Source organism: Streptomyces sp. F63, from assembly GCF_018070345.1.
GTDB lineage: Bacteria > Actinomycetota > Actinomycetes > Streptomycetales > Streptomycetaceae > Streptomyces.
This window is the reverse complement of the sequence record NZ_JAGPXX010000003.1, coordinates 148873-175508: the sequence shown is the minus strand read 5'-3', so window position 1 is coordinate 175508 and position 26636 is coordinate 148873. Positions and strand designations below refer to the sequence as shown.

General features: G+C 74.2%; 27 protein-coding genes. 11 read left to right on the top strand and 16 right to left on the bottom strand.

The window, feature by feature from the left end:
• Positions 1-173: 173 nt before the first annotated feature.
• Complete coding sequence (locus KBZ10_RS04835) at positions 174-1808, top strand: DEAD/DEAH box helicase (RefSeq protein ID WP_247701816.1); 1635 nt, start codon at positions 174-176, stop codon at positions 1806-1808.
• A gap of 187 nt (positions 1809-1995) precedes the next feature.
• Positions 1996-2937, top strand: coding sequence for an alpha/beta fold hydrolase (locus KBZ10_RS04830; RefSeq protein ID WP_210986227.1), 942 nt, complete (start codon positions 1996-1998; stop codon positions 2935-2937).
• Positions 2938-2966: 29 nt separating this feature from the next.
• Here KBZ10_RS04830 and KBZ10_RS04825 read toward each other — a convergent pair whose 3' ends face one another.
• Positions 2967-3962 (bottom strand): NYN domain-containing protein, encoded by a 996-nt coding sequence (locus KBZ10_RS04825; protein WP_210986226.1) that lies wholly within the window; start codon positions 3960-3962, stop codon positions 2967-2969.
• A 304-nt stretch (positions 3963-4266) separates the two neighbouring features.
• Here KBZ10_RS04825 and KBZ10_RS04820 point away from each other — a divergent pair, with 304 nt between their 5' ends.
• Positions 4267-4419, top strand: coding sequence for a hypothetical protein (locus tag KBZ10_RS04820; protein ID WP_019710175.1), 153 nt, complete (start codon positions 4267-4269; stop codon positions 4417-4419).
• Between the two features lie 93 nt (positions 4420-4512).
• Here KBZ10_RS04820 and KBZ10_RS04815 read toward each other — a convergent pair whose 3' ends face one another.
• The 4 genes from KBZ10_RS04815 to KBZ10_RS04800 all read right to left on the bottom strand — a co-directional run bounded on the left by KBZ10_RS04815 (position 4513) and on the right by KBZ10_RS04800 (position 7656).
• On the bottom strand, positions 4513-5118 hold the full coding sequence (locus KBZ10_RS04815) for a MarC family protein (RefSeq protein ID WP_210986225.1): 606 nt from the start codon (positions 5116-5118) through the stop codon (positions 4513-4515).
• A gap of 128 nt (positions 5119-5246) precedes the next feature.
• Positions 5247-6104: a PHP domain-containing protein gene (locus KBZ10_RS04810; RefSeq protein ID WP_210986224.1), complete on the bottom strand. Its 858-nt coding sequence runs from the start codon at positions 6102-6104 to the stop codon at positions 5247-5249.
• A 143-nt stretch (positions 6105-6247) separates the two neighbouring features.
• On the bottom strand, positions 6248-6886 hold the full coding sequence (locus tag KBZ10_RS04805) for a DUF6758 family protein (protein WP_210986223.1): 639 nt from the start codon (positions 6884-6886) through the stop codon (positions 6248-6250).
• A gap of 173 nt (positions 6887-7059) precedes the next feature.
• The gene (locus tag KBZ10_RS04800) at positions 7060-7656 is read right to left on the bottom strand and encodes a suppressor of fused domain protein (RefSeq protein ID WP_210986222.1); all 597 of its coding nucleotides are present in this window, start codon (positions 7654-7656) and stop codon (positions 7060-7062) included.
• A 545-nt stretch (positions 7657-8201) separates the two neighbouring features.
• Here KBZ10_RS04800 and KBZ10_RS04795 point away from each other — a divergent pair.
• Complete coding sequence (locus KBZ10_RS04795; RefSeq protein WP_210986221.1) at positions 8202-9326, top strand: magnesium and cobalt transport protein CorA; 1125 nt, start codon at positions 8202-8204, stop codon at positions 9324-9326.
• Positions 9327-9357: 31 nt separating this feature from the next.
• Positions 9358-9930, top strand: coding sequence for a hypothetical protein (locus tag KBZ10_RS04790; RefSeq protein WP_210986220.1), 573 nt, complete (start codon positions 9358-9360; stop codon positions 9928-9930).
• 33 nt (positions 9931-9963) lie between these two features.
• On the opposite strand, the gene KBZ10_RS04785 is transcribed toward KBZ10_RS04790, so the two are convergent.
• The gene (locus KBZ10_RS04785; RefSeq protein WP_374223304.1) at positions 9964-10731 is read right to left on the bottom strand and encodes a hypothetical protein; all 768 of its coding nucleotides are present in this window, start codon (positions 10729-10731) and stop codon (positions 9964-9966) included.
• A gap of 169 nt (positions 10732-10900) precedes the next feature.
• On the opposite strand from KBZ10_RS04785, the gene KBZ10_RS04780 reads away from it, so the two are divergent.
• The 3 genes from KBZ10_RS04780 (at position 10901) to KBZ10_RS04770 (ending at position 14010) form a co-directional block, all read left to right on the top strand.
• On the top strand, positions 10901-12187 hold the full coding sequence (locus KBZ10_RS04780) for a magnesium transporter MgtE N-terminal domain-containing protein (RefSeq protein ID WP_210986219.1): 1287 nt from the start codon (positions 10901-10903) through the stop codon (positions 12185-12187).
• A complete protein-coding gene (locus tag KBZ10_RS04775) occupies positions 12184-12687 on the top strand; it encodes a DUF1003 domain-containing protein (protein WP_210986218.1) in 504 nt (167 codons plus the stop codon). Before KBZ10_RS04780 ends, KBZ10_RS04775 begins: the two co-directional genes overlap by 4 nt.
• Before the next feature lie 162 nt (positions 12688-12849).
• Positions 12850-14010, top strand: a complete 1161-nt coding sequence (locus tag KBZ10_RS04770) for an Mrp/NBP35 family ATP-binding protein (RefSeq protein WP_210986217.1) — start codon at positions 12850-12852, stop codon at positions 14008-14010.
• 129 nt (positions 14011-14139) lie between these two features.
• On the opposite strand, the gene KBZ10_RS04765 is transcribed toward KBZ10_RS04770, so the two are convergent.
• From KBZ10_RS04765 to sigE, 5 genes are all read right to left on the bottom strand, one after another.
• Complete coding sequence (locus KBZ10_RS04765; protein WP_247701815.1) at positions 14140-14826, bottom strand: hypothetical protein; 687 nt, start codon at positions 14824-14826, stop codon at positions 14140-14142.
• A gap of 116 nt (positions 14827-14942) precedes the next feature.
• On the bottom strand, positions 14943-15428 hold the full coding sequence (locus tag KBZ10_RS04760) for a sec-independent translocase (RefSeq protein WP_210986216.1): 486 nt from the start codon (positions 15426-15428) through the stop codon (positions 14943-14945).
• Positions 15429-15681: 253 nt separating this feature from the next.
• The gene (locus KBZ10_RS30465; protein ID WP_374223303.1) at positions 15682-16980 is read right to left on the bottom strand and encodes a S1C family serine protease; all 1299 of its coding nucleotides are present in this window, start codon (positions 16978-16980) and stop codon (positions 15682-15684) included.
• Between the two features lie 1093 nt (positions 16981-18073).
• Entirely contained in the window at positions 18074-19096 is a 1023-nt protein-coding gene (locus KBZ10_RS04750) for a zf-HC2 domain-containing protein (RefSeq protein ID WP_210986214.1), read from the bottom strand.
• Positions 19093-19887 (bottom strand): RNA polymerase sigma factor SigE, encoded by a 795-nt coding sequence (gene sigE, locus KBZ10_RS04745; RefSeq protein WP_078650305.1) that lies wholly within the window; start codon positions 19885-19887, stop codon positions 19093-19095. Before sigE ends, KBZ10_RS04750 begins: the two co-directional genes overlap by 4 nt.
• Before the next feature lie 139 nt (positions 19888-20026).
• Here sigE and KBZ10_RS04740 point away from each other — a divergent pair, with 139 nt between their 5' ends.
• Positions 20027-20695: an O-methyltransferase gene (locus KBZ10_RS04740; RefSeq protein WP_210986213.1), complete on the top strand. Its 669-nt coding sequence runs from the start codon at positions 20027-20029 to the stop codon at positions 20693-20695.
• 146 nt (positions 20696-20841) lie between these two features.
• On the opposite strand, the gene KBZ10_RS04735 is transcribed toward KBZ10_RS04740, so the two are convergent.
• Positions 20842-21009, bottom strand: coding sequence for a DUF3117 domain-containing protein (locus KBZ10_RS04735; RefSeq protein WP_003966491.1), 168 nt, complete (start codon positions 21007-21009; stop codon positions 20842-20844).
• Positions 21010-21343: 334 nt separating this feature from the next.
• On the opposite strand from KBZ10_RS04735, the gene KBZ10_RS04730 reads away from it, so the two are divergent.
• Entirely contained in the window at positions 21344-22144 is an 801-nt protein-coding gene (locus KBZ10_RS04730; RefSeq protein WP_210986212.1) for an enoyl-CoA hydratase-related protein, read from the top strand.
• A 40-nt stretch (positions 22145-22184) separates the two neighbouring features.
• Here the strand turns inward: KBZ10_RS04730 and KBZ10_RS04725 are convergent, their stop codons facing one another.
• Both KBZ10_RS04725 and KBZ10_RS04720 read right to left on the bottom strand, forming a co-directional pair.
• Positions 22185-22796: a DNA-3-methyladenine glycosylase I gene (locus KBZ10_RS04725; RefSeq protein ID WP_374223302.1), complete on the bottom strand. Its 612-nt coding sequence runs from the start codon at positions 22794-22796 to the stop codon at positions 22185-22187.
• On the bottom strand, positions 22793-23371 hold the full coding sequence (locus KBZ10_RS04720; RefSeq protein WP_307847193.1) for a DivIVA domain-containing protein: 579 nt from the start codon (positions 23369-23371) through the stop codon (positions 22793-22795). The genes KBZ10_RS04725 and KBZ10_RS04720 overlap by 4 nt, the downstream gene beginning before the upstream one ends.
• Before the next feature lie 223 nt (positions 23372-23594).
• Between KBZ10_RS04720 and folP the strand changes: the two genes are divergently transcribed.
• Positions 23595-24455, top strand: coding sequence for a dihydropteroate synthase (gene folP / locus KBZ10_RS04715; RefSeq protein ID WP_210986427.1), 861 nt, complete (start codon positions 23595-23597; stop codon positions 24453-24455).
• 133 nt (positions 24456-24588) lie between these two features.
• On the opposite strand, the gene KBZ10_RS04710 is transcribed toward folP, so the two are convergent.
• A complete protein-coding gene (locus tag KBZ10_RS04710) occupies positions 24589-25353 on the bottom strand; it encodes a TIGR00730 family Rossman fold protein (RefSeq protein ID WP_307847191.1) in 765 nt (254 codons plus the stop codon).
• Between the two features lie 97 nt (positions 25354-25450).
• Positions 25451-26530 carry a succinyl-diaminopimelate desuccinylase gene (dapE, locus tag KBZ10_RS04705; protein WP_210986210.1) on the bottom strand — a complete coding sequence of 360 codons (1080 nt, stop codon included), beginning with the start codon at positions 26528-26530 and terminating at the stop codon, positions 25451-25453.
• Positions 26531-26636 lie beyond the last annotated feature (106 nt).

The following is a 26636-nucleotide window of genomic DNA, read 5'->3' as shown; positions in this document are numbered from 1 at the left end:
GGTCCTGGTGACCGGCCGATGAACCGGCGCGGTACTGACCCCCTCCGCCGCCTCGTGTCGCGTCTCACAGAAGAGGCAAGACCCTGACTACGTTCCGAGACATCGGGATCCTTCCCGAGACCGCCGAGGCCCTGGAGGCCGTCGGCATCACGTCCCCCTTCCCGATCCAGGAGATGACCCTCCCCGTCGCGCTCTCCGGATCCGACGTCATCGGCCAGGCCAAGACCGGCACCGGCAAGACGCTCGGCTTCGGACTGCCGATCCTGGAGCGCGTGACCGTACCCGCCGATGTCGAGGCCGGCCGTGCGGAGCCCGGGCAGCTGACCGACGCCCCGCAGGCGCTCGTGGTCGTCCCCACCCGCGAGCTGTGCCAGCAGGTCACCAACGACCTGCTCACCGCGGGCAAGGTGCGCAATGTGCGCGTCGTCGCCATCTACGGCGGCCGGGCGTACGAGCCGCAGGTCGAGGCCCTCCAGAAGGGCGTCGACGTCGTCGTCGGCACCCCGGGCCGGCTGCTCGACCTGGCGGGCCAGCGGAAGCTGGACCTCTCCGCCGTCCGCGCGCTCGTCCTCGACGAGGCCGACGAGATGCTCGACCTGGGCTTCCTGCCGGACGTCGAGCGGATCATCCAGCTGCTGCCGGCCAAGCGGCAGACCATGCTCTTCTCGGCCACCATGCCCGGCCAGGTCATCTCCCTGGCCCGGCGCTACATGTCGCAGCCCACGCACATCAGCGCGACCACTCCGGACGACGCGGGCCAGACGGTGGCCAACACCGAGCAGTTCGTCTACCGCGCGCACTCGATGGACAAGCCGGAGATGGTCTCCCGCATCCTCCAGGCCGAGGGCCGCGGGCTCGCGATGATCTTCTGCCGCACCAAGCGGACGGCCGCCGACATCGCCGACCAGCTCGCCCGCCGCGGCTTCGCCTCCGGTGCCGTCCACGGAGACCTCGGCCAGGGAGCGCGCGAGCAGGCCCTGCGCGCCTTCCGCAACGGCAAGGTCGATGTGCTGGTCTGCACCGATGTCGCCGCGCGCGGTATCGACGTCGACAACGTCACCCACGTCATCAACTACCAGTCGCCGGAGGACGAGAAGACCTATCTGCACCGCATCGGCCGCACCGGCCGCGCGGGCAAGTCGGGCATCGCCGTCACTCTCGTCGACTGGGACGACATCCCGCGCTGGAAGCTGATCAACAAGGCGCTGGACCTGCCGTTCGACGACCCGGAGGAGACCTACTCCACCTCCGAGCACCTGTACGAGCAGCTGAACATCCCCGAGGGCACCACCGGCGTCCTGCCGCGTGCCGAGCGGACCCGCGCCGGTCTGGGCGCCGAGGAGATCGAGGACCTCGGTGAGACCGGTGGGCGGGGCCGCCGCGGCTCCGGCGGACGCGGCGGGGCTCCGGCGGCCAGGGAGGAGGAGCGTCCGCGGCGCACCCGCACTCCGCGCTCCCGCCGCCGCACGCGCGGTGGGGAGCCGCTGGCCGGTGGAAGCGGCGCCGCGGAGCGGGCCGCCGCCACCGCCGAAGGTGGGGCGCCGGACGGAACCCCCGGTTCCGCCCCCGACACCACCGGCACCACCGGCACGCCGGCCGGCGGCTCCGCCCCGCGGACCCCGCGCCGTCGCCGTCGCACCCGTTCGGGCGGCGCCGCCAAGCCCGCGGCCGCGGCTCCGGAGACGCAGCCGGAGACGGCGCAGGGACACGGTGAGGGTTCCGGGGGAGGCGAGGCCAAGCCGGTCCGCCGCCGCCGTCGCACCCGTGCCGGTTCGTCCTCCGCCGGCGAGGCCCCCTCCGACAGCTGAGAGCCGAGCCGCCGGGGTCGCCACCGCGCGGCCCCGCGGCACCGCCGCCCCGCGGCCCGGTCCTTCCGCTCGGCGCGGAGCCGGGCCGCACGGCTGCCGCAGGCCGGTGCGGCTGCCGCGGGCCGGTGCGGCCGCCGCGGGCCGGTGCGGCCGCCGCGCCACCGGTGCGGACCGATAGCCTCGGCCCATGAGCAGGCCACCCATCCTCACCCTGCCCGGGTGCGCCCGGGCCCGTCGGCTTCCCACCGCGCGCGGTGACTTCGCCGTGCACGAGGCCGTACCGCCCGCGGGCGGTACGGCCCGCGGCACGGCGCTCCTGATCCCGGGCTACACGGGGAGCAAGGAGGACTTCATCGCGCTGCTGGAGCCGCTGGCGCTGGCCGGTTTCCGGGTGGTCGCGGTGGACGGCCGGGGACAGCACGAGAGCGGAGGTCCGCGCGAGGAGTCCGCCTACGCGCAGGCCGAGCTGGCCCGCGATGTGCTGGCCCAGGCCGCCGCGGTGACGGCGGAGGCGGCCGGTGCCGGTCCGGCCGGTCCCCTGCATCTGCTGGGGCACTCGCTCGGCGGGCTGATCAGCCGGGCCGCCGTCCTGCGGGATCCGGCGCCGTTCACCTCGCTGACGCTGATGAGCTCGGGCCCGGCGGCGATCGCGCCGGCGCAGCAGGCCCGCACCAAGATGCTCGTCGACGCCCTGCGGGTGATGGACATGGAGTCGGTCTGGCAGGCCATGCGGGAGTCCGACGCCCGGGCGGCCGCCGGGGTCGGGGACGGCGCCGCGGGCACCCCGGAGGTGGCCGACATCGCGGACGCCCCGGAGGTTTCCGATGCCACGGCGGCGTTTCTGCACCGCCGCTGGACGGCCACCGTGCCGGAGCAGCTGATGGCCACGGGACGGCAGTTGATCGCCGAGCCGGACCGGGTCGCGGAGCTGTCCGCCGTACCGCTGCCGAAGCACGTGCTGACGGGCACGGTCGACTACGCCTGGCCGGTGTCGCAGATGGCGGAGATGGCGGTCCGGCTGGCCGCGCGGCACACGGTCATCGAGGGCGCGGAGCACTCGCCGAACGCGGAGCGTCCGCTGGAGACGGCACGGGCGCTGGCCGGGTTCTGGACGGCGGCCGGGGAGTGAGCCGGGGGTGAGCCGAGGGGTGGCCCGGCTCAGTACTGCGGCCGCAGGTGGTCCCAGAAGCCGTCGCGCAGGATCCGGCGCAGACCGGCGTGGCCGCGCAGGGAGTGCTGGAGCAGTTCCTCTGCCTCATTGAGCAGCTCCTGGTCGGCCTGGGGCGGGAGATACGGATAGCCGGGCAGCATCTCGGCAAGGGCCTCCCGGCCGCGCTCGGCGAGCCAGCGCGCGGCGATCCGGGCGCCCACGAACCGTACGTCCTCCCGGCCGGGCGGCAGTCCTTCGCAGAGCACGTGGTCGCCGCCGGTTTCCGCGGTGACGCGGCCGGTGATGTAGGGCTTGAAGAACTCCAGGTCGAAGACGCGCTGGCTGTCCGCCTCCCAGAGCAGCGGATCGGCCTGGTTGCGGCCGGCCGTCGCCTCGATGCCCCAGAGGTGGACGCGGGCGCCGTAGCCCTGGGCCGCCTCCACGGCGGACACCAGGTCCTCGTCGCCGCCGATCAGCACGGCGTCGCTGATGGCGCGGTGCCGGGCCAGGGACTCCAGGTCGCCGCGGATCAGGGAGTCGACGCCCTTCTGCTGGTTGTTGGCGTTGAGGTTGCCGAGCCGGACCTTGACGTCGGGGAGTTCGGCGATCCGCTGCTGCTCGGGGGTGTGGATGCGGCGGCGGGCGCCGTCGTACCAGTAGACGCGGAGCAGCCGGCTCTCCGGGAAGATCGTGCGGGCCTTGTCGATGAAGGCCTCGATCAGACCCTCGGCGTCGAGGTCGAAGGCCCGCCGGTCCTCCACGCCCGTGACGAGCCGGCCGGCCGCCGCGTAGACGTATCCGGCGTCGGCGAAGACCGCGTGGGTGGAGGGTGTGGTCGCGACCTCGGCGAGTACCCGCTGCAGGAGTTCGTTGGTGCGCCGGATACCGGCCGCCACCTCGCCGAGCCCGGAGCTCGCGTACGGGTCCCCTCCGGGGCCCGCGCCCGCGCCCGCGGACGGGCGCGGGGGCGGGATCGGGGAGGTCTCCGCGACGTGGTCGTTCATACGTCTCCATTGTCCCGGCGGTCCGCCGGAGGGCACAACCGGCTTGCGGCCTCCGCGGCTGCCCCGTGCCGGGTCCGCGCCCGGACCGGCCGGGACTCGCTATTTATTAGGCAAGCAAAAAATTTCGTTAGCGTAGGGAATGTTTGTATCACGCACGCCGTTGGAAGCCGAGAGAGACGGGGACGGACCGTCCCCGCCGACCACCTCTTCCGCCACGGCCGGACGACCGCCGTGACCCGCGGGACCGCAGCCGGATCCCGCACCAGAAGTTCTCCGCAGGAGGATCGGACGAAGGGAGAAGCGCGTGCGCTTCCAGATCATGCATCTCGACGACATCGACGGCTCGGCCGTCGACTGCAGCGTCGTGGACGCCGCCTCCGTCAACCGGATCGTGCAGCAGGCCGCGGCGACCGGCCGCCGCCTCTACATCCGCCCGGCCGAGACCCCGGCCTCGTAACACGCGCCGGAGCACGGAGCACGGACCGCGCCCCCGTACGCACCTGGCGTACGGGGGCGCGGTCCTGCCCCGGAGGCACCCGGCACGGGGGCGCTACGCCCCCCGGACGAACTGGATGATGCCATTGGCGATCTGCTGCACCGCGATGGCCGACAGCAGCATCCCGGACAGCCTGGTCACCAGCACCACGCCCCCGTCCTTGATCAGCCTGATGACCAGCAGCGAGTAGCGCATCACCAGCCACAGCACCACGTGCATCGCCAGGATGGCCGCCCACACCGCGAGCTGACCGCCGAGGCCGTCCGCCTTCCGCACCGCGAGGATGACGGTGACGATCGCGCCGGGCCCGGCCAGCAAGGGCATGCCCAGCGGGACGAGCGCGACGTTGACGTCCTTGGTCTGCGTGGGCTCGTCCGTCTTGCCGGTCAGCAGGTCGAGCGCGATGAGCAGCAGCAGGAGACCGCCCGCGACCATCAGGGCCGGGACGGAGACATGCAGGTAGTCGAGGATCTGCTGGCCGAAAACCCCGAAGACGGCGATGACGCCGAAGGCCACCAGCACCGCCTGCAGGGCCATCCGGCGCTGCACCTTGGTGGCCCGGCCGGAGGTCAGGGCGAGGAAGATCGGGGTGATACCGGGCGGGTCCATGATCACGAAAAGGGTGACGAAAACGGAACCGAAGAGAGCGACGTCGAACACGGGAGCGCCTTGCGGGAAGAGGGGCTGACGGGGTGGAGGACGCGGGCGGTGTGCGGCCCGCGTCGGAGCCCGGAACGGGGCGGGGGGATGCGGAGAGCGCCCGGTGACGGCGGGCGCGGCCGGGCGGATCAGCCGCCGGTGCCGGGCACCGGGAACGCGCCGGTGGCCCGGCGCACGATCTCGCCGTAGACCTCCGGGTCGGTCGTGTACTCCCCGAGCCGGCAGCTCTTGCGGCTGCCGTGGTAGTCGCTCGATCCGGTGGTGAGCAGCCCGAGGTCCCCGGCCAGGTCGCGCACCCGGGCGCGGGCGGTGGCGTCGTGGTCCATGTGGTCCGCCTCGATCCCGTCGAGGCCGGCCTCCGCCAGTGCCGCGATCTCGTCCTCACGGACACAGGGCCCGCGCCGCGCCGCCAGCGGATGGGCGAGGACCGTGACGCCTCCGGCGGCCCTGACCAGCCGGACGGCCGCGAGGGGGTCGAGCTCGTGCTTCTCGGCGTAGGCCCGTCCGCCGTCCGCGAGCCAGTCGGGCGTGAAGGCCTCCGAGACGCTGCCGACGACTCCCAGCTCGACCAGGGCGGCGGCGATGTGCGGCCGGCCGACGGAACCGTCGCCGGCGATCCGCGCCACCTGCTCCCAGGTGACCGGAACGTCCAGTTCCCGCAGCTTGGCGACCATGGCCTTGGCGCGCGGCACCCGGTCGTCCCGGACCAGCTCCCGTTCCCGCTCCAGCTCCGGCTCGGCCGGGTCGAAGAGGTAGGCCAGCAGGTGGAGCCCCGTTCCGCCGGCCGTACGGCAGGACAGCTCGGCACCGGTGACCAGGGTGAGCCCCTCCGGGAGCGCCGCCGTGGCGGCGGCATGGCCGCGGACCGTGTCGTGGTCGGTCAGCGCCACCACGTCCAGTCCGGCCGCGGCGGCCTTCCGCACCAGTTCGGCGGGGGTGTCGGTACCGTCCGAAGCCGTGGAGTGGGTGTGCAGGTCGATGCGCACGGCACGGCTCCAGGAACGGTACGGAAGAGTCGGGGACGAGGCCCCAGTCTACCGGCGCTCCGCGCGCCGGCCCGGGGCCGTCCGGCCCTGACCGGGCGGGACCACCGGGCGCACGCCCCGGCGGGACCGGGCGCTGCGCGTGGTCAGGGGAGCAGACGCGGGGAGAGCGCGCCGCAGGGCAGCAGATCGACTTCGGCGCCGGCGTCCCGCAGATCGGTGAGGACGAGTTCGTCGTACATCAGCAGCCCGGTCTGCTCGGGCCAGACGATCGCCCAGAGCCACATGCCGAGCGCTTCCCCGGCGAAGACCGCGCGATCCGGGGGGACGTCCCGGACGGGCCAGAGGGGTGTCGGCCGGCCGGCCGCGTGCAGCTTGACGTCCGGCGGGTCGTCCACGCGCAGGTGGGCGCCGGGATCCGGGCCGGCGATACCGGCGTACCGGGCGCCCAGTCCGACACCCAGCTCCTCGGCGACGAGGAGCAGTTCCCCCATGCCGCCCAGGGGGCCGGGCCCGGAGCAGGCGACGGCGGTGGCGCGGCCGCCGCTGCGGTCGTCACCCGCGCAGGCGATCCCGGTGAACAGCCAGCCCACCGGCAGCGGCCAGGGCATCCACACCGGCACCCGGGCCCGCTTCACCACGACCGTCAGGGCTTCGACGCTGGGCGGGACGACCGGCTGCAGGGGATGGACCGTGCCGTGCACATCGCACTGCCAGGTGTCCGCGAAGAGCCCGGGCGGCCGGACCCTCCCACCGCACTTCGGGCAACTCGGTTCACCCCTCATAAGGGTCAACGGTCCTCCCCGGCACCCGCCGCGTCAAGGACGATCACTCGTCCGGGGGCGCCAAAGTCCGACAAACGCCGGACGCATATGACATCCCGCGGGCGTACGCGGAACGGAGGCCGGCGGCCGTGGCCGGAAGGCGCCGTCCGCGGACTCCGCGGCGGGGCGGCGGCTCACGGCAACGAGTCCGCCAGCGGAACCCCCGCGCGCAGCGGGTCGCGCAGGTCCGTGCCGTGGGCCAGCCAGCGCTCCTCCAGGGCCGCCGCGCCGTGGACCCGCTTCCACGCCGCTTCGTTGGCCGTCATCGGCAGCAGGGGGAGGAAGCGGACGGGATCCATGGGCTCGTCGAGCTCCAGGTCCTCCACCAGGCCGCCCGGCTCGGCCACCAGGACGGCGCCGAAGGGTGCCCCGGGCCAGAGCGGCTCGCCGAGGTCGAGCGAGGCTCCGGGGGCGATGACCACGCCCTCCACCTGCGGGGAGGCGGCGAGCACGGCCAGCGGTCTCAACACCTGGTCGGTATCCGCGCGGCCCGGGCGCACGGAGAGGACGAGTTCGGCGCGCGGGCCGCGCACCGGGTCGGCGACCACGGCCGCCGGGTCGGTCATGGGATGGGCGGACATCCCGAGGGTGGCGTATCTCACAAGGTCCCCGTCGCGGAAACGGAGCACCTCGATGCGGTCCGCGCCGAGGAAGGTGACGGCCGCGCGGGCGTCGGGTTCACCGAGTGCCGAGCTCAGCCGGGCTTCCACCAGCTGCGGGACGAGAGACATGGGGCGAGCATAGACGTGAGGGAGAGGGCCCGGGCGCCCGCACGGAAGCGTCCCGGCATCACATATGACTGCTAGTCTGGGCCGCCGGCCAGGACGTGCGTGCGAGAGCACCGTCCAGCTCGGCCGGACGTCAGTCTCGCGGCACGCGCCGCGATCGGCGCTTCCCCCACGGGGGACCGACCGGAGGAGGTGGGGCTGCACATGGATCCCAGTCGACCGTGCAGTACCGGCAGCTCTTCCGTACCGCGGCTGTTCCTCGCGATCTGAGCCCCGGCATACCCCGCAGCATCGCGTGGTAACCGTCCGGCCCCAGGATTTTTCTCCGTCGCCCGAGGGCACCCGGAGACCGTCACCGCGGAGTTCCGCAGCGCACGGCGGAAGGGCATTCCGTCTCCACACCGTTCCGTGTCCGCAGCGACCCGCCGCTCGCCGCGCGACCCGCCGCACCGCCGGCTTTGCGGACGTTCGGCCGTACACCGCCGTACGCCCCCATTCCCGGCAGTGCTGCCCGTTCGCCCGGTGGCCGGCCCGCGAAGGAGCTTGCCATGTCCATGATCCGTGATCTGCGAGCGGCGGTGCGCCCGTCGTTCCGTCCCTCGCTCCGCAAGGGACACCCCTACCCGGGCACGGCCGCGGCGGCCGGCTGCCCCGAGGCCCCGAGCGCCGTGGTGGACTGCGCCGTCTACCAGGACGGGCGCCGCAGCCGCGACCGCCTCTCCCCCGCCGCCGCCGTGGAGCGGGTGCGCTCCGAGGGCGGCTTCGTCTGGATCGGCCTCCACGAACCGACGGAGGCCGAATTCGCCGGCATCGCCCGGGAGTTCGATCTGCACCCGCTGGCCGTCGAGGACGCCGTCCACGCCCACCAGCGGCCGAAGCTGGAGCGCTACGACGACACCCTCTTCACCGTCTTCAAGACCATCCACTACGTGAAGCACGCCGAACTCACCGCGACCAGCGAGGTCGTGGAGACCGGCGAGGTCATGTGCTTCACCGGCCGGGACTTCGTCATCACCGTGCGGCACGGCGGCCACGGCTCCCTGCGGTCCCTCCGCCACCGGCTGGAGGACGACCCGGAGCAGCTCGTCAAGGGGCCGTCCGTGGTGCTGCACGCCATCGCCGACCAGACCGTCGACGGCTACATCGCCGTCGCCGACGCCGTGCAGGACGACATCGACGAGGTCGAGATCGATGTCTTCAGCTCGGCGCCGGGCGGCGGCGCGACCCGCGGCGGCGACGCCGGGCGCATCTACCAGCTCAAGCGCGAGGTCCTGGAGTTCAAGCGGGCGGTGTCGCCGCTGCTGCGGCCGATGCAACTGCTGAGCGAACGCCCGATGCGGATGGTCGACCCGGAGATCCAGACCTACTTCCGGGACGTCGCCGACCACCTGGCGCGGGTCAACGAGCAGGTGGTGTCCTTCGACGACCTGCTCAACTCGATCCTCCAGGCCAATCTGGCGCAGGCCACCGTCGCGCAGAACGAGGACATGCGCAAGATCACGGCCTGGGCGGCCATCATCGCCGTCCCCACCATGATCTGCGGGGTGTACGGCATGAACTTCTCCTATATGCCGGAGACCGAATGGAGGTACGGCTATCCGGTGGTGATGGCGGCGATCGCCGGTATCTGCCTCACCATGTACCGGCTCTTCAAGCGCAACGGCTGGCTGTGAGGGCCCGCCGCCGCTGCGTAGGCTGGCGGGCATGACGAAGGCGGGCACGACAAGCACACAGGGGCGGACGAAGTCGCCGGCGACGCCGCTGGACCGCGCGCTCATCGAGGAGGCCGCGAAGAAGTCCGGGCTGGTCTGGGTGCGGGGCTCCGCGGACCCGGACCGCCCCCTGTGGCACGTCTGGCACGAGGGCGCCGTCTGCGTGGTCGGCGGCGGACCCGGCGAACAGCCGCTCACCGGGCTGGACCGGGCGGACGGCTCCGGCGCCCGCACCACCGTGACGGTGACCGTGCGGAGCAAGGACAAGGGCGGGCGGCTGGTCTCCTTCCAGGCCGCCGTCACCGAACTCCCGCCGGGCTCGCCGGAGTGGGCCGCCACCGTGGCCGAACTCAGCGGCAAGCGGCTCAACGCGCCCGACTCCGGATCCGTCACCGAGCGGTGGGCGCGCGAGTGCCGGGTGCTGCGGCTGACCCCGGCCGGCGGTCCGGCACCCCTGCCGGACGGCTCACTGGCCGCACCCCCGCCCGTCACCCCCGCCACCACCCGGCGGGCGGCACCGGGTGCCCTGCCGAAGCTGCTGCTGCGGGGACGCGGGCGCCGCTGACGCGGCGCCGGACCGCGGCGGCCGGGGTGTCCGTCACTCCGAGGTGATCTCCGGCCCGTAGTCGACGATGTCGCCCTTCTCCGGGACCTTGAGGCCGAAGTCCTTGTTCCAGTCGCTGAGCCGGAGGACCCCCGCGTCCCCGGCCCGCTGGAAGCGCAGCGGATACGGAGTGCCCTCCAGGGAGACGTCGATGGTGCCGCCGGCGCCGCCACCGGCGGCCACCCGTATCGCGCGGACGCCGCCGACCTCCGTGCGCTCGCCCTTGGACCGGTCGCCGTGGAGCACGAGCAGGCCGTCGAGCAGCACGCCCATATCGGTGAACCCGCTGAACTGCTTGTACGCGGGATCGGTCGTGGGCACCTTGACGTACTTGTCATCGAGTTTGCCGGCCGCCTCGGCGTCCGCCTTGCTCGGCTCTCCCTGCTGGTCCTTCCAGAACGCCGCGTCGGCCTTGAGATAGAGGTCCTTCTCGACCCGCAGCAGCTCGAAGGTGCTGGAGCCGGTGGTGACCCGGCCGCTGCCGCCGTCCTCCTTGAGCCGCATGTCGAGTTCGTAGGTCCGGCCCTTGCTGACGACGTTGCCGGACAACCGGACGGCGTCGGCCGCGTCCGCGGCCTTCACGGCCCGCTTCTCGATCTTCTTGGCGGACAGCTTGCCGATCCCGTTCGTTCCCGCGTCCGGATCCTTCTGCTCCGCCGAGCATCCCGCGAGGGCGGCGGTGAGCCCCAGCAGCACCGCCGCCGCGGACGCCGCGTAGCGTGTGCGGGAAGCGGCGGCGGGGGTCCGGAGATGTGCGGTCACGTCGGTTGTGCCTCCTGAGTGCGGGGGGAACTCGACGGCAGCGTACCGGTGCTGTCCAGGCCCCCGGCGGGCCCGCGGGGGGCCCGCGCCACCCCGGCGGGCGGGACCGGGGCACGTTAGCCTGAACCCTGTCATCGGCCCGTTTTTCCCGGCAAAGGAGACCCGCGACATGGCGTCAGGCACCCCCCGGGTGTTCGTCTCCCACCTCGCGGGAGTCCCGGTGTTCGATCCCAACGGCGACCAGGTGGGGCGGGTCCGGGACCTCGTGGCGATGCTGCGCGTGGGCAACCGGCCGCCGAGGCTGGTCGGCCTGGTCGTGGAAGTGGTCAGCCGGCGGCGCATCTTCGTCCCCATGACCCGGGTGACCGGCGTGGAGTCGGGGCAGGTGATCACCACCGGTGTGGTGAACATGCGCCGCTTCGAGCAGCGGGCCACCGAGACCCTGGTGCTCGGCGAACTGCTCGACCGGCGCGTACGCCTGGTGGAGGGCGGTGAGGAGGTGACGGTGCTCGACGTGGGCATCATCCAGCTCCCGGCCCGCCGCGACTGGGAGATCGACAAGGTCTTCGTCCGGCGCGGCAAGGGCGGCGCCCTGCGGCGCCGCGGCGAGACGCTGACCGTCGACTGGTCGGCCGTCACCGGCTTCTCCCTGGAGGAACACGGCCAGGGCGCCGCCAACCTGCTCGCCACCTTCGAACAGCTGCGCCCGGCCGACCTGGCCAACGTGCTCCACCACCTCTCCGCCAAGCGCCGCGTGGAGGTCGCCTCGGCCCTCGACGACGACCGGCTCGCCGACATCCTGGAGGAACTCCCGGAGGACGACCGGGTGGAGATCATGGGCAAGCTCAAGGAGGAGCGTGCCGCGGACGTGCTGGAGGCGATGGACCCGGACGACGCGGCCGACCTGCTCTCCGAACTGCCCGAGCGGGACAAGGACCGGCTGCTCGCGCTGATGCAGCCGCAGGAGGCCGCCGGCGTCCTGCGGCTGATGTCGTACGAGGAGCGCACGGCCGGCGGTCTGATGACCACCGACCCGATCGTGCTGCGCCCGGACGCGACGGTCGCCCACGCGCTCGCCCGGGTCCGCAACAGCGACCTCTCCCCCGCGCTGGCCGCCCAGGTGTACGTCACCCGGCCGCCGGACGAGACCCCCACCGGCAAGTTCCTCGGCACCGTGCACTTCCAGCGGCTGCTGCGCGACCCGCCGTTCACCCTCGTCGGCTCCATCGTCGACAAGGACCTGCAGCCACTGCGCCCCGAGACACCGCTGCCCGAGGTCACCAGCTATCTCGCCACCTACAACCTGGTCGCGGCCGCGGTCGTCGACGAGAGCGGCTCCCTGCTGGGCGCCGTGACCGTCGACGACGTCCTGGACCACCTGCTGCCCGAGGACTGGCGGGAGACGGAGTACCACGGGCCGGTCGGTGTCGAGAACCTGCCGGGAGGCAGTCGATGAGCACGACCGAACGCACCCGTCTCGACCAGCCGCGGGCCCCCCGCCGCAGCCTGATGCCCGAGTACGACCCGGAAGCCTTCGGCCGGGTCTCCGAGAAGATCGCCCGGTTCCTCGGCACCGGGCGGTTCATCGTGTGGATGACGGTCGTCATCGTGGTGTGGCTGCTGTGGAACACCTTCGGCCCGCCGGCCCTGCGCTTCGACGAGTACCCGTTCATCTTCCTGACCCTGATGCTCTCCCTGCAGGCGTCCTACGCCGCGCCGCTGATCCTGCTGGCGCAGAACCGGCAGGACGACCGGGACCGGGTCAATCTCGAACAGGACCGCAAGCAGAACGAGCGCAGCATCGCGGACACCGAGTACCTGACCCGGGAGATCGCCGCCCTGCGGATGGGCCTCGGCGAGGTCGCCACCCGCGACTGGATCCGCTCCGAGTTCCAGGACCTGCTCAAGGAGCTGGAGGGCCGCGCGGCGGTCGGCGAACGCTCCCCGGAGCGCTGACCGCGACCGGGCGCGCCCGCGGCGCCCGCGCGGCCCGGCTCGGCACCCGCGGCCCGGCGCCCCCGGCCCGGCCCGACCCGGCCCGGCCGGGCTCCGGGGACTGTGACGCACCTCCCGGACCGGCCGTCCGCACAGCCGCGCGAGCGCCGTACCATCGACGGTATGGCTACCGACACTCCCCCCGTCTCCACGCCCTCCGAGGAGGCGGTGCGCGCCGCCCTCGCGACGGTCAACGACCCGGAGATCCACCGCCCCATCACCGAACTCGGGATGGTCAAATCGGTGGACATCGCCGCCGGCGGCTCCGTCGCGGTCGGCGTGTATCTGACGGTGTCCGGCTGCCCGCTGCGCGACACGATCACGCGCGAGGTCACCGAGGCGGTCTCCGCCGTCGACGGCGTCACCTCCGTGAGCGTCGAGCTGGACGTGATGAGCGACGAGCAGCGCCGGGAGCTGGCCGCCGCGCTGCGGGACGGCAAGGCCGAGCGCGAGGTGCCCTTCGCCAAGCCCGGCTCGCTCACCCGCGTCTACGCGGTGGCCTCCGGCAAGGGCGGCGTCGGCAAGTCCTCGGTGACGGTCAACCTCGCCGCGGCGATGGCCGCCGACGGTCTGAAGGTCGGCGTCGTCGACGCCGACATCTACGGCCACTCGGTGCCCCGCATGCTCGGCACGGAGGCCCGGCCGACCCAGGTCGAGGACATGATCATGCCGCCCTCGGCGCACGGTGTGAAGGTCATCTCCATTGGCATGTTCACCCCCGGCAACGCCCCCGTGGTGTGGCGCGGCCCGATGCTGCACCGGGCGCTCCAGCAGTTCCTCGCGGACGTCTTCTGGGGCGACCTCGACGTGCTGCTGCTCGACCTGCCGCCGGGCACGGGCGACATCGCCATCTCCGTGGCCCAGCTGGTCCCCGGTGCCGAGATCCTGGTGGTCACCACGCCTCAGCAGGCCGCGGCCGAGGTCGCCGAGCGGGCCGGTTCCATCGCCGTGCAGACCCATCAGAAGATCGTCGGTGTGGTCGAGAACATGTCGGGCATGCCCTGCCCGCACTGCGACGAGATGGTGGACGTCTTCGGCAGCGGCGGCGGCGAGCGCGTCGCCGAGGGGCTGACCCGGACCACCGGGGCGAACGTCCCGGTGCTCGGCGCCATCCCGATCGACGTCCGGCTGCGCGAGGGCGGCGACGAGGGCCGGCCGATCGTGCTCACCGATCCCGAGTCCCCGGCGGGCAGCGCCCTGCGCGCGATCGCGGGCAAGCTCGGCGGCCGCAAGCGCGGGCTGTCGGGGATGGCCCTGGGGATCACCCCCCGCAACAAGTTCTGAACGTCGTGAGCGGCAGGGCCCGGGACACCCGGAGCCCGGCGGTGCCCCACCGGGTGCCTCCGCGCCGCGGGCCCCCGGACACCCCCCCCCGGAAGGGGCGGTGGAACGGGGCCCGCGGCCGTTCTCCGCTCAGTCGGCGTATCCGGCGATGTCCTTGATCACCGAGAAGCCCAGCCCGTACGGGCTCATACCGCGCCCGTACGCGCCGAGGAGCACACCGCCCGGCGCCTCCCCCGCCAGCACCCAGCCGTACTCGGACTCGCGGTGCCGGAAGGGCGTCGGCACCCCGTCGACCGGCAGCGACAGCACCGACCACGCCGGGCCGTCCAGGTCGTCGGCCAGCTCCCAGGCGATCACCGTCTGCTGCTCCAGCCAGTCCTCGCGGAGCGAACGCTCCATCTGGTTCGGCCAGGTGCGGGAGAGCAGCCCGGAGCCCGCGAGCCAGGCGGCCGAGGAGACGGAGGTGGCCTCCAGGGTGCCGGTGCCGTCGGCGCTGCTGCGCACGGGGCGGTCGGCCACCGTGACGACAATCACGAAGCGCTGGTCCCGCTCCTCGGGCTCCGCCCGGTACGAGGGGGCCTCACCGTGCCCGGTGGAGCCGTGCTCGACGGTGCCGTCGGCGGCGACTCCCACGCCCGTCAGCCAGCGGGGGCCGGTGAACGCCTCGTCGAGGCCGTACCAGGGGAAGTCGGCCCGCAGATATCCGTCCGCCGAGCGGGGATCCAGGACCCTGCGGGCCCCGCCCCCGGCCGTCCCGTCGCCCACCCTGGGCCCGTCCAGCGCTCCTTGCGCCCCTGCCCGGCTCGTCGTCTCCATCTGCGTGGTCCTCCTCATTGCCCCGTTGCCGAAGGGCGAACCGCCGAGCGGGCGGGCTGACCCCGGACACAGGGAGGATAACCACACTGGTCGTTTCGTTCGGACATATGGCTGGTTCAGGTGGCATCCACATCGAAGGGCGGGCGCTCGCCCGGCTCCAGCCGGTCCCGCTTGCGCAGCAGGTCGGAGCCGCCGCCCGCGCTCCCCGTACCGCCCGGGGACTTCTCCAGGGACAGCGGGGAACCACTCGGGGAGCCGCCGCCGGACGCGTCGCCGTCCCGGCCGTTGACGGCGTCCGCCACCTCGTTCATCTCCTTGCGGAGGTCGAGGCTGCTGCGGATCTCCTTGATCCCGAGCTCGTCGTTCTCCAGGAGCTGTTTGCGGACGAAGTTCTTCGGGTTCAGATCCTCGAATTCGAAGTCCTTGAACTCCGGGCCCAGTTCGGAGCGGATGTCCGCCTTGGCGTTCTCCGAGAAGTCCCGGATCTTCCGGATGACGCGCGAGGTGTCCTGGATCACCTTGGGCAGCTTCTCCGGGCCGAAGACGAGCACCGCGAGAACCACGAGAGCCATGAGCTCCAGTGCGCTTATGTCGTTGAACACCGTCAGCTCCTTGGGACGTCCGCGGCCCGCCTGCCGGGGTCTCCGCCGCCGTGGGCCGATGGGGGGACGGGTCTGGGCCCCGTCCACGGTACCCGGCGGGGCGGGGTGGACGGTACCGCCGGGGGAACGGCGGGGTGAAGCACGGGAGTACGGGCGGGGGCGGCTTCCGGCACCGCCCGGCCGCGCGGTACGGACCGGCCGGCGGAGGCCGCCGGGACCGGTCCGTCCCTCCGCACCGCCGTGCGGCCGCCCGTCACTCGTCGTCGCTCGCCGATCCCAGGGTCAGCCGCAGCGTACGCTCCCGGCCGTCCCGTTCCAGGGTCAGCTCCAGCCGGTCGCCGGGCCGGTGCGCGCGGATCTTCACAATCAGTTCCTCGCCGTTGTGCACCCGGGCGCCGTTCACCGCGGTGATGACGTCGCCGGACCGGATGCCCGCCTTGTCACCCGGTCCGTCCGGCGTGACCGCCGGGCGGTCGCCGTCGTCCACCCCGACCCGGGCCCCGTCGCCCGTGAAGCGCATGTCGAGAGTGACCCCTATCACGGGGTGGGTGGCCCGGCCGGTGTTGATCAGTTCCTCGGCGACCCGCTTGCCCTGGTTGACCGGGATGGCGAAGCCGAGGCCGATGCTGCCGCCCTGGCTGGCGCCGAGCCCCGTCTCCTCGTCGGCGGCACGGATCGCGCTGTTGATGCCGATGACCCGGCCCCGCATGTCCATCAGCGGACCACCCGAGTTACCGGGGTTGATGGGCGCGTCGGTCTGGATCGCGTCCACGTAGCTGACATCGCTGCCCCCGTCCTTGCCGCCTCCCGCGGTGATCGGGCGTTCCTTGGCGCTGATGATGCCGGAGGTGACGGTGCCCGCCAGGTCGTACGGGGCCCCGATGGCGACGACCGGGTCGCCGACGCGCACCGAGTCGGAGTTGCCGAGTCGCAGCGGATGCAGCCCCCGCACGCCGGAGACCCTGACGACCGCGAGGTCGTAGCCGCTGTCGCGGCCGACGATCTCGGCCTCGGCCGTCGCGCCGCCACTGAACGTCACCGAGATGTCGCCTCCCGACGCGGCGGCCTCCACGACGTGATTGTTGGTCAGGATGTGGCCGCGCCGGTCGAGGACGAAGCCGGTGCCCGTCCCCTCCTTGCCGCCGCCCTTGACATGGAAGGTGACCACGCCGGGCAGCGCGGCCTCGGCGACGCCCGCAACGCTGCCGGGGTCGCGGGGGCGGTCCTCCGCTGGCGCCTGTGGCAGCGCGACGTCGACCACACCGCCGTTGCGCTCGACGTACGCGCCGACGCCGCCGCCGATGCCGCCCGCCACCAGGGTCAGCAGCAGCGCACCGGTCAGCAGGGCCCCCCGGGAGGGACCCCGGCGGCGCGCGGCCGGGGGCGGCAGGTCCGGGGCCGGGAAGGCCCCGGTGACCGGAGCGGCGGGAGCGGCCCAGGGGTCGTACCGCTCCCAGTGCCCGCCGGCTCCGGGGACGGACGTTCCCCCCGCGGCGGACGGCGCCCCGGGAGCCGGACCGGCGGGATCGGGCACGGCTCCGGTGCCCGGCACTGCGTTACCGGGCGATACGGGGGCGGCGGGAGAGGGGGCCGCGGGCCCGGTCCCGGCGGCGGGCCCGGAACCCCCGGCCGCCGCCGGGACCGCCGGGGCACAACCGGCCGGCCCGGGCGCGTCCGGCACGGCGCCGGCACCCGGTTCCGCGGCCGTGGCCGGGGCGGAGGCCGGGGCGGAAGCGGACACGGGCCCGCCGGCGGCCGGCGGGGACTCGCCCGGGGCCGCACCGGCGGCCGGGCCGGCCGGTGCGGCGGGCTCCCCGCCGCGGCCCGGCCCGGTGGGCTGGGGCACCTGTGGTCCTTGCGGGGGTGCGGCGGCGGCCGGTGCGGGCGGCGGCACCGGGACGCGGGTCCCCGGAGGCCGGGCCGTGCCCTCGGCCGGGGGCACCGCCGGGCGCTGGACCGGCGGCGCGGGAGCCCAGGGGCCGGGGGTGCCGTAGGGCGGAGTGCCGTACGGATCGGCCGGGTGCCGCGGCACGCCCGCGGTGTGTTCCGCACCGGGGCCGGGCGGGACCGGCACCGGCGGCGGCCCGGACCGTCCCTCCCCGGGCGCCGGGGCACCGGACGGGGAGACGGGCTCCTCGCGCCCGGCCCCCGGCATCGGCGTCACCGGACGAGCGGACGGCGCCGGTGGAGCGGACGGCGCCGGTGGAGCGGACGGCGCCGGTGGAGCGGGGTCCGGGCTGCTGCCGCCGGGAACGGACGGGGGGAAGCCCGCGGCGGGACGGTCGCCCGCGCCCGCCGCGGAGGCGCCGGAGCCCGGGCGTTGCGGGCCCGCCGCGTCCGGCGGTGCGGCGGCGGTTCCGGCCGGCCCGGGGGACGCCCCACCGGGGGAGGCCGGGGGGCCGGCCGGGTTGTCCGGAGCCGGGCGGCCGGCAGCCGGGGCTGCGGGGGCCGGTGCCGGGTCGGGGGCGGTGCCGCCCCGCGGGCGGCTCCACCAGTGCGGCTTGGGGCCGGTGGCCTTGCCCTGGTTCATGTTCTCCCCACAGTCCGCCCGCGGCACGGGCCTGCCCGCGGTCCACCGTGCGATTCAACCAGGTTCGCGCGCCGGCCCGCAGGGGCCGGTTCCGGCCGGTCCGGCAGCGGCCCGCTCAGCGGGCGGCGGGAGGAAGGAACGCGGTGGCCGTGGTGGTGCCCGCGAGCGGCGACAGCCGGTTCCCGGAGCCGGGGGTCCGCGCCGGCGCGGAGGGCGCGGTGAGCGTCGTGGGGGACGGGGAGAGCGCTGAGCCCCCGAGCCCGGAGCCGGGGAGTCCCTCGCTCAGCCGGGCGTTCATGAGGTGGCGTATGAGCGGTGAGAGCGCGGCGTCGGCCGGCAGCAGCGGAGCGGCCCGGCCCGGCAGCGGTTCGGGGTGGGCGGTCGCGGTGGGTGTCGGCGAGCCGGCCGGAGCGCCGGACTCCGGGAGGTCCACGCTGGTGGCGCCACCGGAGCGGACGGAGCCGTCACGCCCGGCGACGGAGACGGCCACCACCTCGGCACCGGTCCCCCCGCTGCCGGCCCGGCCGGCCGGGCCCGCCGTGTCGGCGTGGCCCCGCTGGCCGTCCACCGCCGCTTCCAGCGGCAGGGTGCCGCCGAGCGCGAACGCGGCCAGCGACACCGCTCCCGCGGCGGCGAAGGCGAAACGGCGGCTGCGCTGGGGATGCCCCTGGCGCAGGCCGGGCGCGGCCACGGAGACGGAGGGCGCGGGACGGCGGCCGAACTCGTGGACCCGGAAACCGCTTCTCCGGGGGTCGCCGGCCCCGGCCGCGGTGGCCTCGGCCTCATCTCCGCCGCTGAACCAGTCGGGCGGGGCGGAGCGGGCAGGACGGGAGCCGCTCCCGCCGAGGGCGGACAGCGGACCGCCGAACGGGCCGTCCGGGCCCTCGGGCGATCCGTCTCCCGCGGGGAGGCTCTGCAGGCGCGCGAGCAGCCCCGCCGACGGCGGCGGGGGCGCCGCCTCGGCGAAGACGTTCTTCAGCCGCCGCTGGGCGTCGGCCTCGGCCCGGCACCTGCAGCAGGTGGCGAGATGGGCGAGCACCCGCTCGCGCATGTCGTGGCCGAGCTCCCCGTCCACCAGCGCGGCGAGACGGTCGCCCAGATGCTGCTCGGCGGGGCTCTCGCCGCCCGATCCGGTCACGCCGTCCCGACCTCTCCTCCGAGTCCTCCCTGTCCCGGGAGCGCGGTGGCGAAGGCGCGCTGCTGCTCGGCACGGGCCGCGGGCGACCGGTGCTGGAGCGCCTTGCGCAGATGGGAGCGGCCGCGGTGGATGCGGCTGCGCACGGTGCCGAGCTTCACGCCGAGGGTGGCGGCGATCTCCTCGTACGACAGCCCCTCGATGTCGCACAGCACGACCGCCGCGCGGAACTCGGGGGCGAGGGTGTCCAGTGCCTGCTGCACGTCCGCGTCGAAGTGGGCGTCGTGGAAGTGCTGCTGGGGGGAGGGCTCACGGCTGGGCAGCCGCTCGGCGGCGTCGTCCGCGAGGGCGTCGAAGCGGATGCGCTGGCGGCGGCGGACCATGTCCAGGAAGAGATTGGTGGTGATCCGGTGCAGCCAGCCCTCGAAGGTGCCGGGGGTGTAGGTGGACAGCGAGCGGAAGACGCGGACGAAGACCTCCTGGGTGAGGTCCTCGGCGTCGTGCTGGTTTCCGGTCAGGCGGTAGGCGAGACGGTAGACCCGCGCGCTGTGAGTGCTGACGATCTCCTCCCAGGTGGGAGGGGTCCACGCGGGGGACTCCCCCTCACCGAACGACGCCGTCGTGGAGAAGGTCGCGGTGGCGGTGGAGTCGGCGGGACGCGGTCGGTCAGCGGTGTCGGTCACGGATTTCGGCTCACCGGAGTACCTGCGGAGGCGGCGGAGCACCCCCCGGTCACCGGCTGCAGCCGCACCTCCCCTGGTGGCTCTGGTGGTGTCCAGTGGAGCACCTACCATAGCCAGCTCGCCCGTTAGCTCCGGATAAGCATCCTTGACCCGCTTTTCGGTCACCGCTCTCCCGACCCCTTCCTTCTCCCCGCTCGGCTAACGTCCGGTCCCATCAGCGGGTTCCCAGGGGCAGCGGATACAGTCACCGTTGCGTCGACCACGGGGACAGGAGAGGGCCATTACCGGCAACCGGCAGACGAGCTGGGCGTTCGCCGATGCGTTCGTCGCCGAGGACGAGACCCTGCTCTGGGCCCGGGACCGGGCCCGCGAGGCGGGGCTCCGCTCGGTGTCGGCCGGCACCGGTGCCGCCCTGCGACTGCTCGCCGCCACGGTGGACGCGAAGGCCGTGGCGGAGATCGGCACCGGTACCGGCGTCTCCGGCATCCACCTGCTGCACGGTATGCGGCCGGACGGCGTGCTCACGACCGTGGACACCGACCCGGAGTGTCAGCAGTTCGCGCGCCAGGCCTTCCGCGCGGCCGGTTTCGCCGCCAACCGGGCCCGCTTCATCCCCGGCCGGGCCCTCGACGTCCTGCCCCGGCTCGCCGACGGCGGCTACGACCTCGTCTTCTGCGACGGCGACCGCGCGGAGTGCCTGGACTACCTCGATGAATCGTTGCGCCTGCTGCGCCCCGGCGGCCTGGTGGTCTTCGAGGGCGTGTTCGCCCACGGGCGCACCATGGACGCCTCGGCCCAGCCGCTGGAGGTGCAGCGGCTGCGCGAACTGCTGCGCACCGTCCGGGAGAGCACGACGCTGCTCTCCTCGCTGCTCCCGGTCGGCGACGGCCTGCTCTGCGCGGTCAAGCGCGGCCGGTAGCCCGCGGGCGGTGCCCCCGGACCGTCCGCCCCGCTCCTCCCCCTTCCGTCCGCCCGGCCCCGGACACCCCGCCGCCCCGGACGGGGAGCCGGTACGGGACGTACACGGCTCCCGCCGGGGCGGCGGGAGGAATGTGGTGACCGGTCTCAGCCGACGACCTTCTTCAGGGCATCGCCCAGCGCATCGGCCTCGTCGGGTGTGAGTTCGACGACGAGCCGACCGCCGCCTTCGAGCGGAACGCGCATGACGATGCCCCGCCCCTCCTTGGTCACCTCGAGCGGGCCGTCACCCGTCCGCGGCTTCATGGCCGCCATGCTCGTTCCCCTTCCTGAAACCAGCTCACAGTCAGCCGACGGCCCCTGAAAGGCAGCGTCACCGGCATCGAACAGATTGCTTCCAGGCCATTATCCCGCATCGCGGTACCCGATGAACAACATCGGTCTGCATCGCTTGCACAACGGGCGTCCGCAAATGCTGACAATTGGCCCATGCGGCTGCCATACTCCGCCCCCACTCCCCGCCCCGCTGATCCACTGCTGTGGCGCAGCCCGCATGTCCGCCGCCGCCCGTCTCCGTCATGCTGTCATCCGACCGCCCACCAGGCGTTCCCACCACCTGTCCCACCAGCCCTGACGGAGGTAGCCGGCGATGGCCGACACCGTGCTCCACGAGGTGACCGACGGACTCGCGACGATCACCCTGAATCGTCCCGATGCCATGAACTCCCTGAACACCGAGCTCAAGGAGGCCCTGCGGGACGCCCTCCGGCAGGCCGCGGCGGACCCGGCGGTACGGGCCGTGCTGCTCACCGGCCGGGGCCGGGCGTTCTGCGTCGGCCAGGACCTCAAGGAGCACATCGGCGCCCTGGCCGTCGCGCGGGAGGCCGGCGAGGGGAACGCGATGGAGACCGTGCGCAGGCACTACAACCCGATCACCGAGGCCATCGCCGGAATGCCCAAGCCCGTGGTCGCCGCGGTGAACGGTGTGGCCGCCGGGGCCGGAGCGGGCTTCGCCTTCGCCGCCGACTACCGGATCGCCGCCGCCACCGCCGCCTTCACCACGTCGTTCGCCGGCGTGGCCCTCACCGCCGACTCGGGGGTCTCCTGGACCCTGCCCCGGCTGATCGGCCACGGCCGGGCCGCCGACCTGCTGCTCTTTCCGCGCACCGTGGACGCCCACGAGGCACTGGACCTGGGCATGGTGAACCGGGTGGTCCCGGCGGACGAGCTCACCGCGGAGGCGGAGGCCGTCGCCCGGAAGCTGGCCGGGGGGCCGACCCTCGCCTATGCGGCACTCAAGGAGTCGCTCGCCTACGGGGCCACGCACTCCCTCACCGAGACGCTGGCCAAGGAGGACGAACTCCAGACCCGGGCCGGCGCCTCCCAGGACCATGCGATCGCGGTGGACGCCTTCGTGCGGAAGGAGAAGCCGCGCTTCACGGGACGGTGAGCCGTCACGCGGTGCGTCCGGGCGGAGGGGCCGGTTCTCGTCAGGCCCCGGCGCCCGCCCGGGCGCAGCACCCGGCGAGATGGTCGTTCACCAGACCGCAGGCCTGCATCAGCGCGTAGGCCGTGGTGGGCCCGACGAAGCGGAAGCCGCGCTTCTTGAGCTCCTTCGCCAGCGCCGCGGACGCCTCGGTGACGGCCGGTACGTCCGCGAGGGTGCGCGGGGGCGGGCCCGGGGCCGGCGCGTACGACCAGATCAGCTCGGTGAGCCCGCCCTTCGGCCAGCGCTCGGCGACCCGGGCGTTGGCCACCGTCGCCTCGACCTTGGCGCGGTTGCGGATGATCCGGGTGTCGCCGAGCAGCCGTTCCACGTCCTCCGCGGTGAAGGCGGCGACGGCGGGGATCGAGAAGCCCCGGAACGCGGCGCGGAAGCCCTCCCGGCGGCGGAGGATCGTGAGCCAGGACAGCCCGGACTGGAACGCCTCCAGGCAGAGCCGCTCGAAGAGGGCGTCGTCGCCGCGGACCGGGCGGCCCCACTCCGTGTCGTGGTAGGCCACGTACTCCTCGGCGGAGAGGCCCCAGGGGCAGCGGAGCAGGCCGTCCGGACCGGGAAGCGGCGCACCCGCCGGCACGGGCTCGGCGGCCGGGCCGGTCACGCGGGCCGCCCGCCGCCGGGCGCCGGGCGGGTGCCGGAGTCCGTGGTGCCGCCGGCGGCGGCCGCGCCGTCCGGGTCTCCGGCGCCGTCGCCGTCCGGGGCCCGGTCACGGCCGGCCGGGGCGGTGTCCCCGGGCGCCGCGGAGGACGGGGCCGGGGGCGCGGCCGGATCTCCGGAGGGCCCGGACGGCGCGGCGTCGTCCGGACCGCGGAGCGGCGTGCCGCCGTTCGCCTGCTCCCCCTCCGTGCCCTCGCGGAAGAGGTCCGGGGCGCCGAACGCCGCCGCCCGGGCCCCCGCCAGCGCGGTCTCCAGTTCGGCGATCCGGGCGTCCCGCTCGGCCAGTTCCGCCCCGAGCCGGCCGAGCACGTCGTCGACGTCGGTCATCCGGTAGCCGCGCACGGCCACCGGGAAGCGCACCGCCTCGACGTCGGCGCGGCCGACGGGGCGCGAGAGGGGCAGCGGATCGGCGAGCCGGTCCGGCTCGGCGTCCGGCAGCGCCGCGCCGTCGTCGCCGACCACGGCGAGGGCGACCGCCGCGACCACCACGACCAGCGCGATGAGCAAGAACCAGAACACGACCGTCTCCCCGGATGCGTCGGCAGGGTCTGAGGGGACGATGGTGCCACGCTCCGCCGCGCGCGCGGCAACCGGCCGGGCGCCGGGCACGCTCCGGCGGACGGCCGGCAGGGGCTAGGGTCGGTCACCGGTCCGTACGGAGAGCCGGACGGACCGGTCGGACACCGGCCCGCGCCCGGCGGGCGGTCCCGCCGCCCACCGGGCGGCCGGAGGAGGTTACGTGGTGCTGCGGCTGGGGAAGCGCGAGTTCGGCGAGCGGGAGCCGGTGGTCATGGCCATCGTCAACCGCACCCCGGACTCCTTCTACGACCAGGGTTCCACCTTCCGGGACGAACCCGCCCTCGCCCGCGTCGAACAGGCGATCGCCGAGGGGGCCGCGATCGTCGACATAGGCGGTGTCAAGGCCGGCCCCGGCGAGGAGGTCACGGCCGAGGAGGAGGCGCGGCGCACGGTCGGTTTCGTTGCGGAGGTCCGGCGGCGCCATCCGGAGGTGGTGATCAGCGTCGACACCTGGCGGCACGAGGTCGCGGAGGCGGTCTGCGAGGCGGGCGCCGATCTGCTCAACGACGCGTGGGGCGGTGTCGATCCGCAGCTCGCCGCGGTCGCGGCCCGCTACGGGGCGGGCCTGGTCTGCACCCACGCGGGGGGCGCGGAGCCGCGCACCCGCCCGCACCGGGTGGCGTACGAGGACGTGATGGCCGACATCCTCCGGGTCACCCTGGGCCTCGCCGAACGGGCGGTGGAGCAGGGCGTCCGCCGCGACGGCATCCTCATCGACCCGGGCCACGACTTCGGGAAGAACACCCGGCACTCGCTGGAGGCCACCCGCCGGCTCGGCGAGATGACGGCCACGGGCTGGCCGGTGCTGGTCTCCCTGTCGAACAAGGACTTCGTCGGGGAGACCCTCGACCGGCCGGTCAAGCAGCGGCTGACGGGCACGCTCGCGACGACGGCGGTCTCGGCCTGGCTGGGGGCCCGGGTCTACCGGGTGCACGAGGTGGCGGAGACCCGGCAGGTGCTCGACATGGTCGCCTCCATCGCGGGCCACCGCCCGCCGGCCGTGGCCCGCCGCGGACTGGCCTGAGCGGGGTGCCCGGCCCCGGGCCGGCCGCCCGGCCACGGGGGGGACGCGGTGGGGTGCCGGGGTGCCGGGGTGTCGCGGGTCCGGCGGGACCAGTGGGAAGGGGCAGGGGGCCGGGGGCCGGAGGGGCCGGCCCTCAGGCCTGCCCGGTCTCCTTGCTGACCAGGCTCACGGCCTCGTCCACGTCGTCCGTCAGATGGAAGAGGTCCAGATCGTGCGGCGCCGCCTTGCCGGTGCCGATCAGGGTGTTCTCCACCCAGTCCACCAGGCCCTTCCAGTACGACGTGCCGAAGAGGACGATGGGGAAGCGGGTGACCTTGCGGGTCTGCACGAGCGTGAGCGCCTCGAACAGCTCGTCGAGCGTGCCCAGTCCGCCCGGGAGCACCACGAACCCGCGCGCGTACTTCACGAACATCGTCTTGCGGACGAAGAAGTAGCGGAAGTTCACGCCGATGTCGACGTAGTTGTTCATCCCCTGCTCGAAGGGGAGCTCGATGCCGAGGCCGACCGAGATGCCGCTCGCCTCGTACGCGCCCTTGTTGGCCGCCTCCATCGTGCCGGGGCCGCCGCCGGTGATCACCGCGAAGCCGGCCTCGGCCAGGGCCCGGCCGATCCTCACCCCGTTCTCGTACTCCGCCGAGCCGACCGGCGTGCGGGCCGAGCCGAAGACGCTGATGGCCGGGCCGAGTTCGGCGAGCGTGCCGAAACCCTCGACGAACTCCGACTGGATGCGCATTACCCGCCACGGGTCCTGGTGCACCCATTCGACGGGCCCCGGCTGCGTGTCCAGCAGCCGCTGGTCGGTGGTGGTCCGCTGAACCTGGCCGCGCCGCCGCGTCACCGGCCCCAGGTGCTGCTCCCGGCCGACTCCTTCCCGGGCCTCTCCCTCGGCACTGGTCACGGGCCGCTCCTTCCGAAACACCGCCTCCCGCGTCGTCCGGCGACGGGAGGATCTTCGCCGATCAGCGTATGCCCCCGAAGGTTGCGGGCAAGGCACATCAGGCTGTCAGCCAGGCGCACAGCCGTTCCTCGCAGTGGTTGACCTGCGAGGCGAGCACGCGTTCATCCCGCTTGTGCGCCAGCAGCGGCTCGCCCGGACCGTAGTTGACGGCGGGAACGCCCAGCGCCGTGAAGCGGGAGACGTCGGTCCAGCCGAACTTGGGCAGCGCCCGGCCGCCGACCGCCGCCATGAAGGCCGCCGCGGCGGGGTGGGAGAGGCCGGGCAGGGCGCCGCCGGTGTGGTCGTCGATCACGAACTCGGCCACACCGCAGTCCGCGAACACCTCCCGGACGTGCTGCTCCGCCTCCTGCTCGGTGCGGTCCGGCGCGTAGCGGAAGTTGACGGTGACCGTGCAGGCGTCCGGGATGACGTTCGTGGCCACCCCGCCCTCGATGCCCACGGCGTTCAGCCCCTCGCGGTACTCCAGCCCGTCGATGACCACCCGGCGCGGCTCGTACGAGGCCAGCCGGGCCAGGACCGGCGAGGCCGCGTGGATCGCGTTGGAGCCCATCCAGGCACGGGCCGAGTGCGCCCGCTCCCCGGTGGTGCGCAGATGGACCCGGAGCGTGCCCTGGCAGCCGCCCTCGACCTGCCCGTCCGTGGGTTCCAGCAGGACCGCGAAGTCCCCCTCCAGCCAGTCCGGATGGGCCGCGGCGACATGGCCCAGGCCGTTCAGCTCGGCGGCGACCTCCTCGTTGTCGTAGAAGACGAAGGTCAGATCGCGGTTGGGCGCCGGCACCGTGGCGGCGACGCGCAGTTGCACGGCGAGGCCGGACTTCATGTCGCAGGTCCCGCAGCCCCAGAGGTAGCCGTCCCCGTCCAGCCGGGAGGGCACGTTGCCCGCGATGGGCACGGTGTCGAGGTGGCCGGCGAGCACCACCCGCTCGGGGCGCCCCAGCCGCGTGCGGGCGACGACGTTGTTGCCGTGGCGGTCCACGGTGAGGTGCGGCAGGGCGCGCAGCGCCGTCTCGACCGCGTCGGCCAGCGGTTTCTCCCCGCCGCTGACGGACGGGATGTCCACGAGGGCGGCGGTGAGGGCGGCGGCGTCCAGCGACAGATCGAGCACGTGTGGGTCCATGACGGCGACCCTAACGCGTCGGCCGGGGCCGCTCCTCCGGCCGCCCGGACGCCGTCCTTCCGGGCACACGCCCCGGCCCCTCCGGCTGCCCGGTACCGTGTGCGGC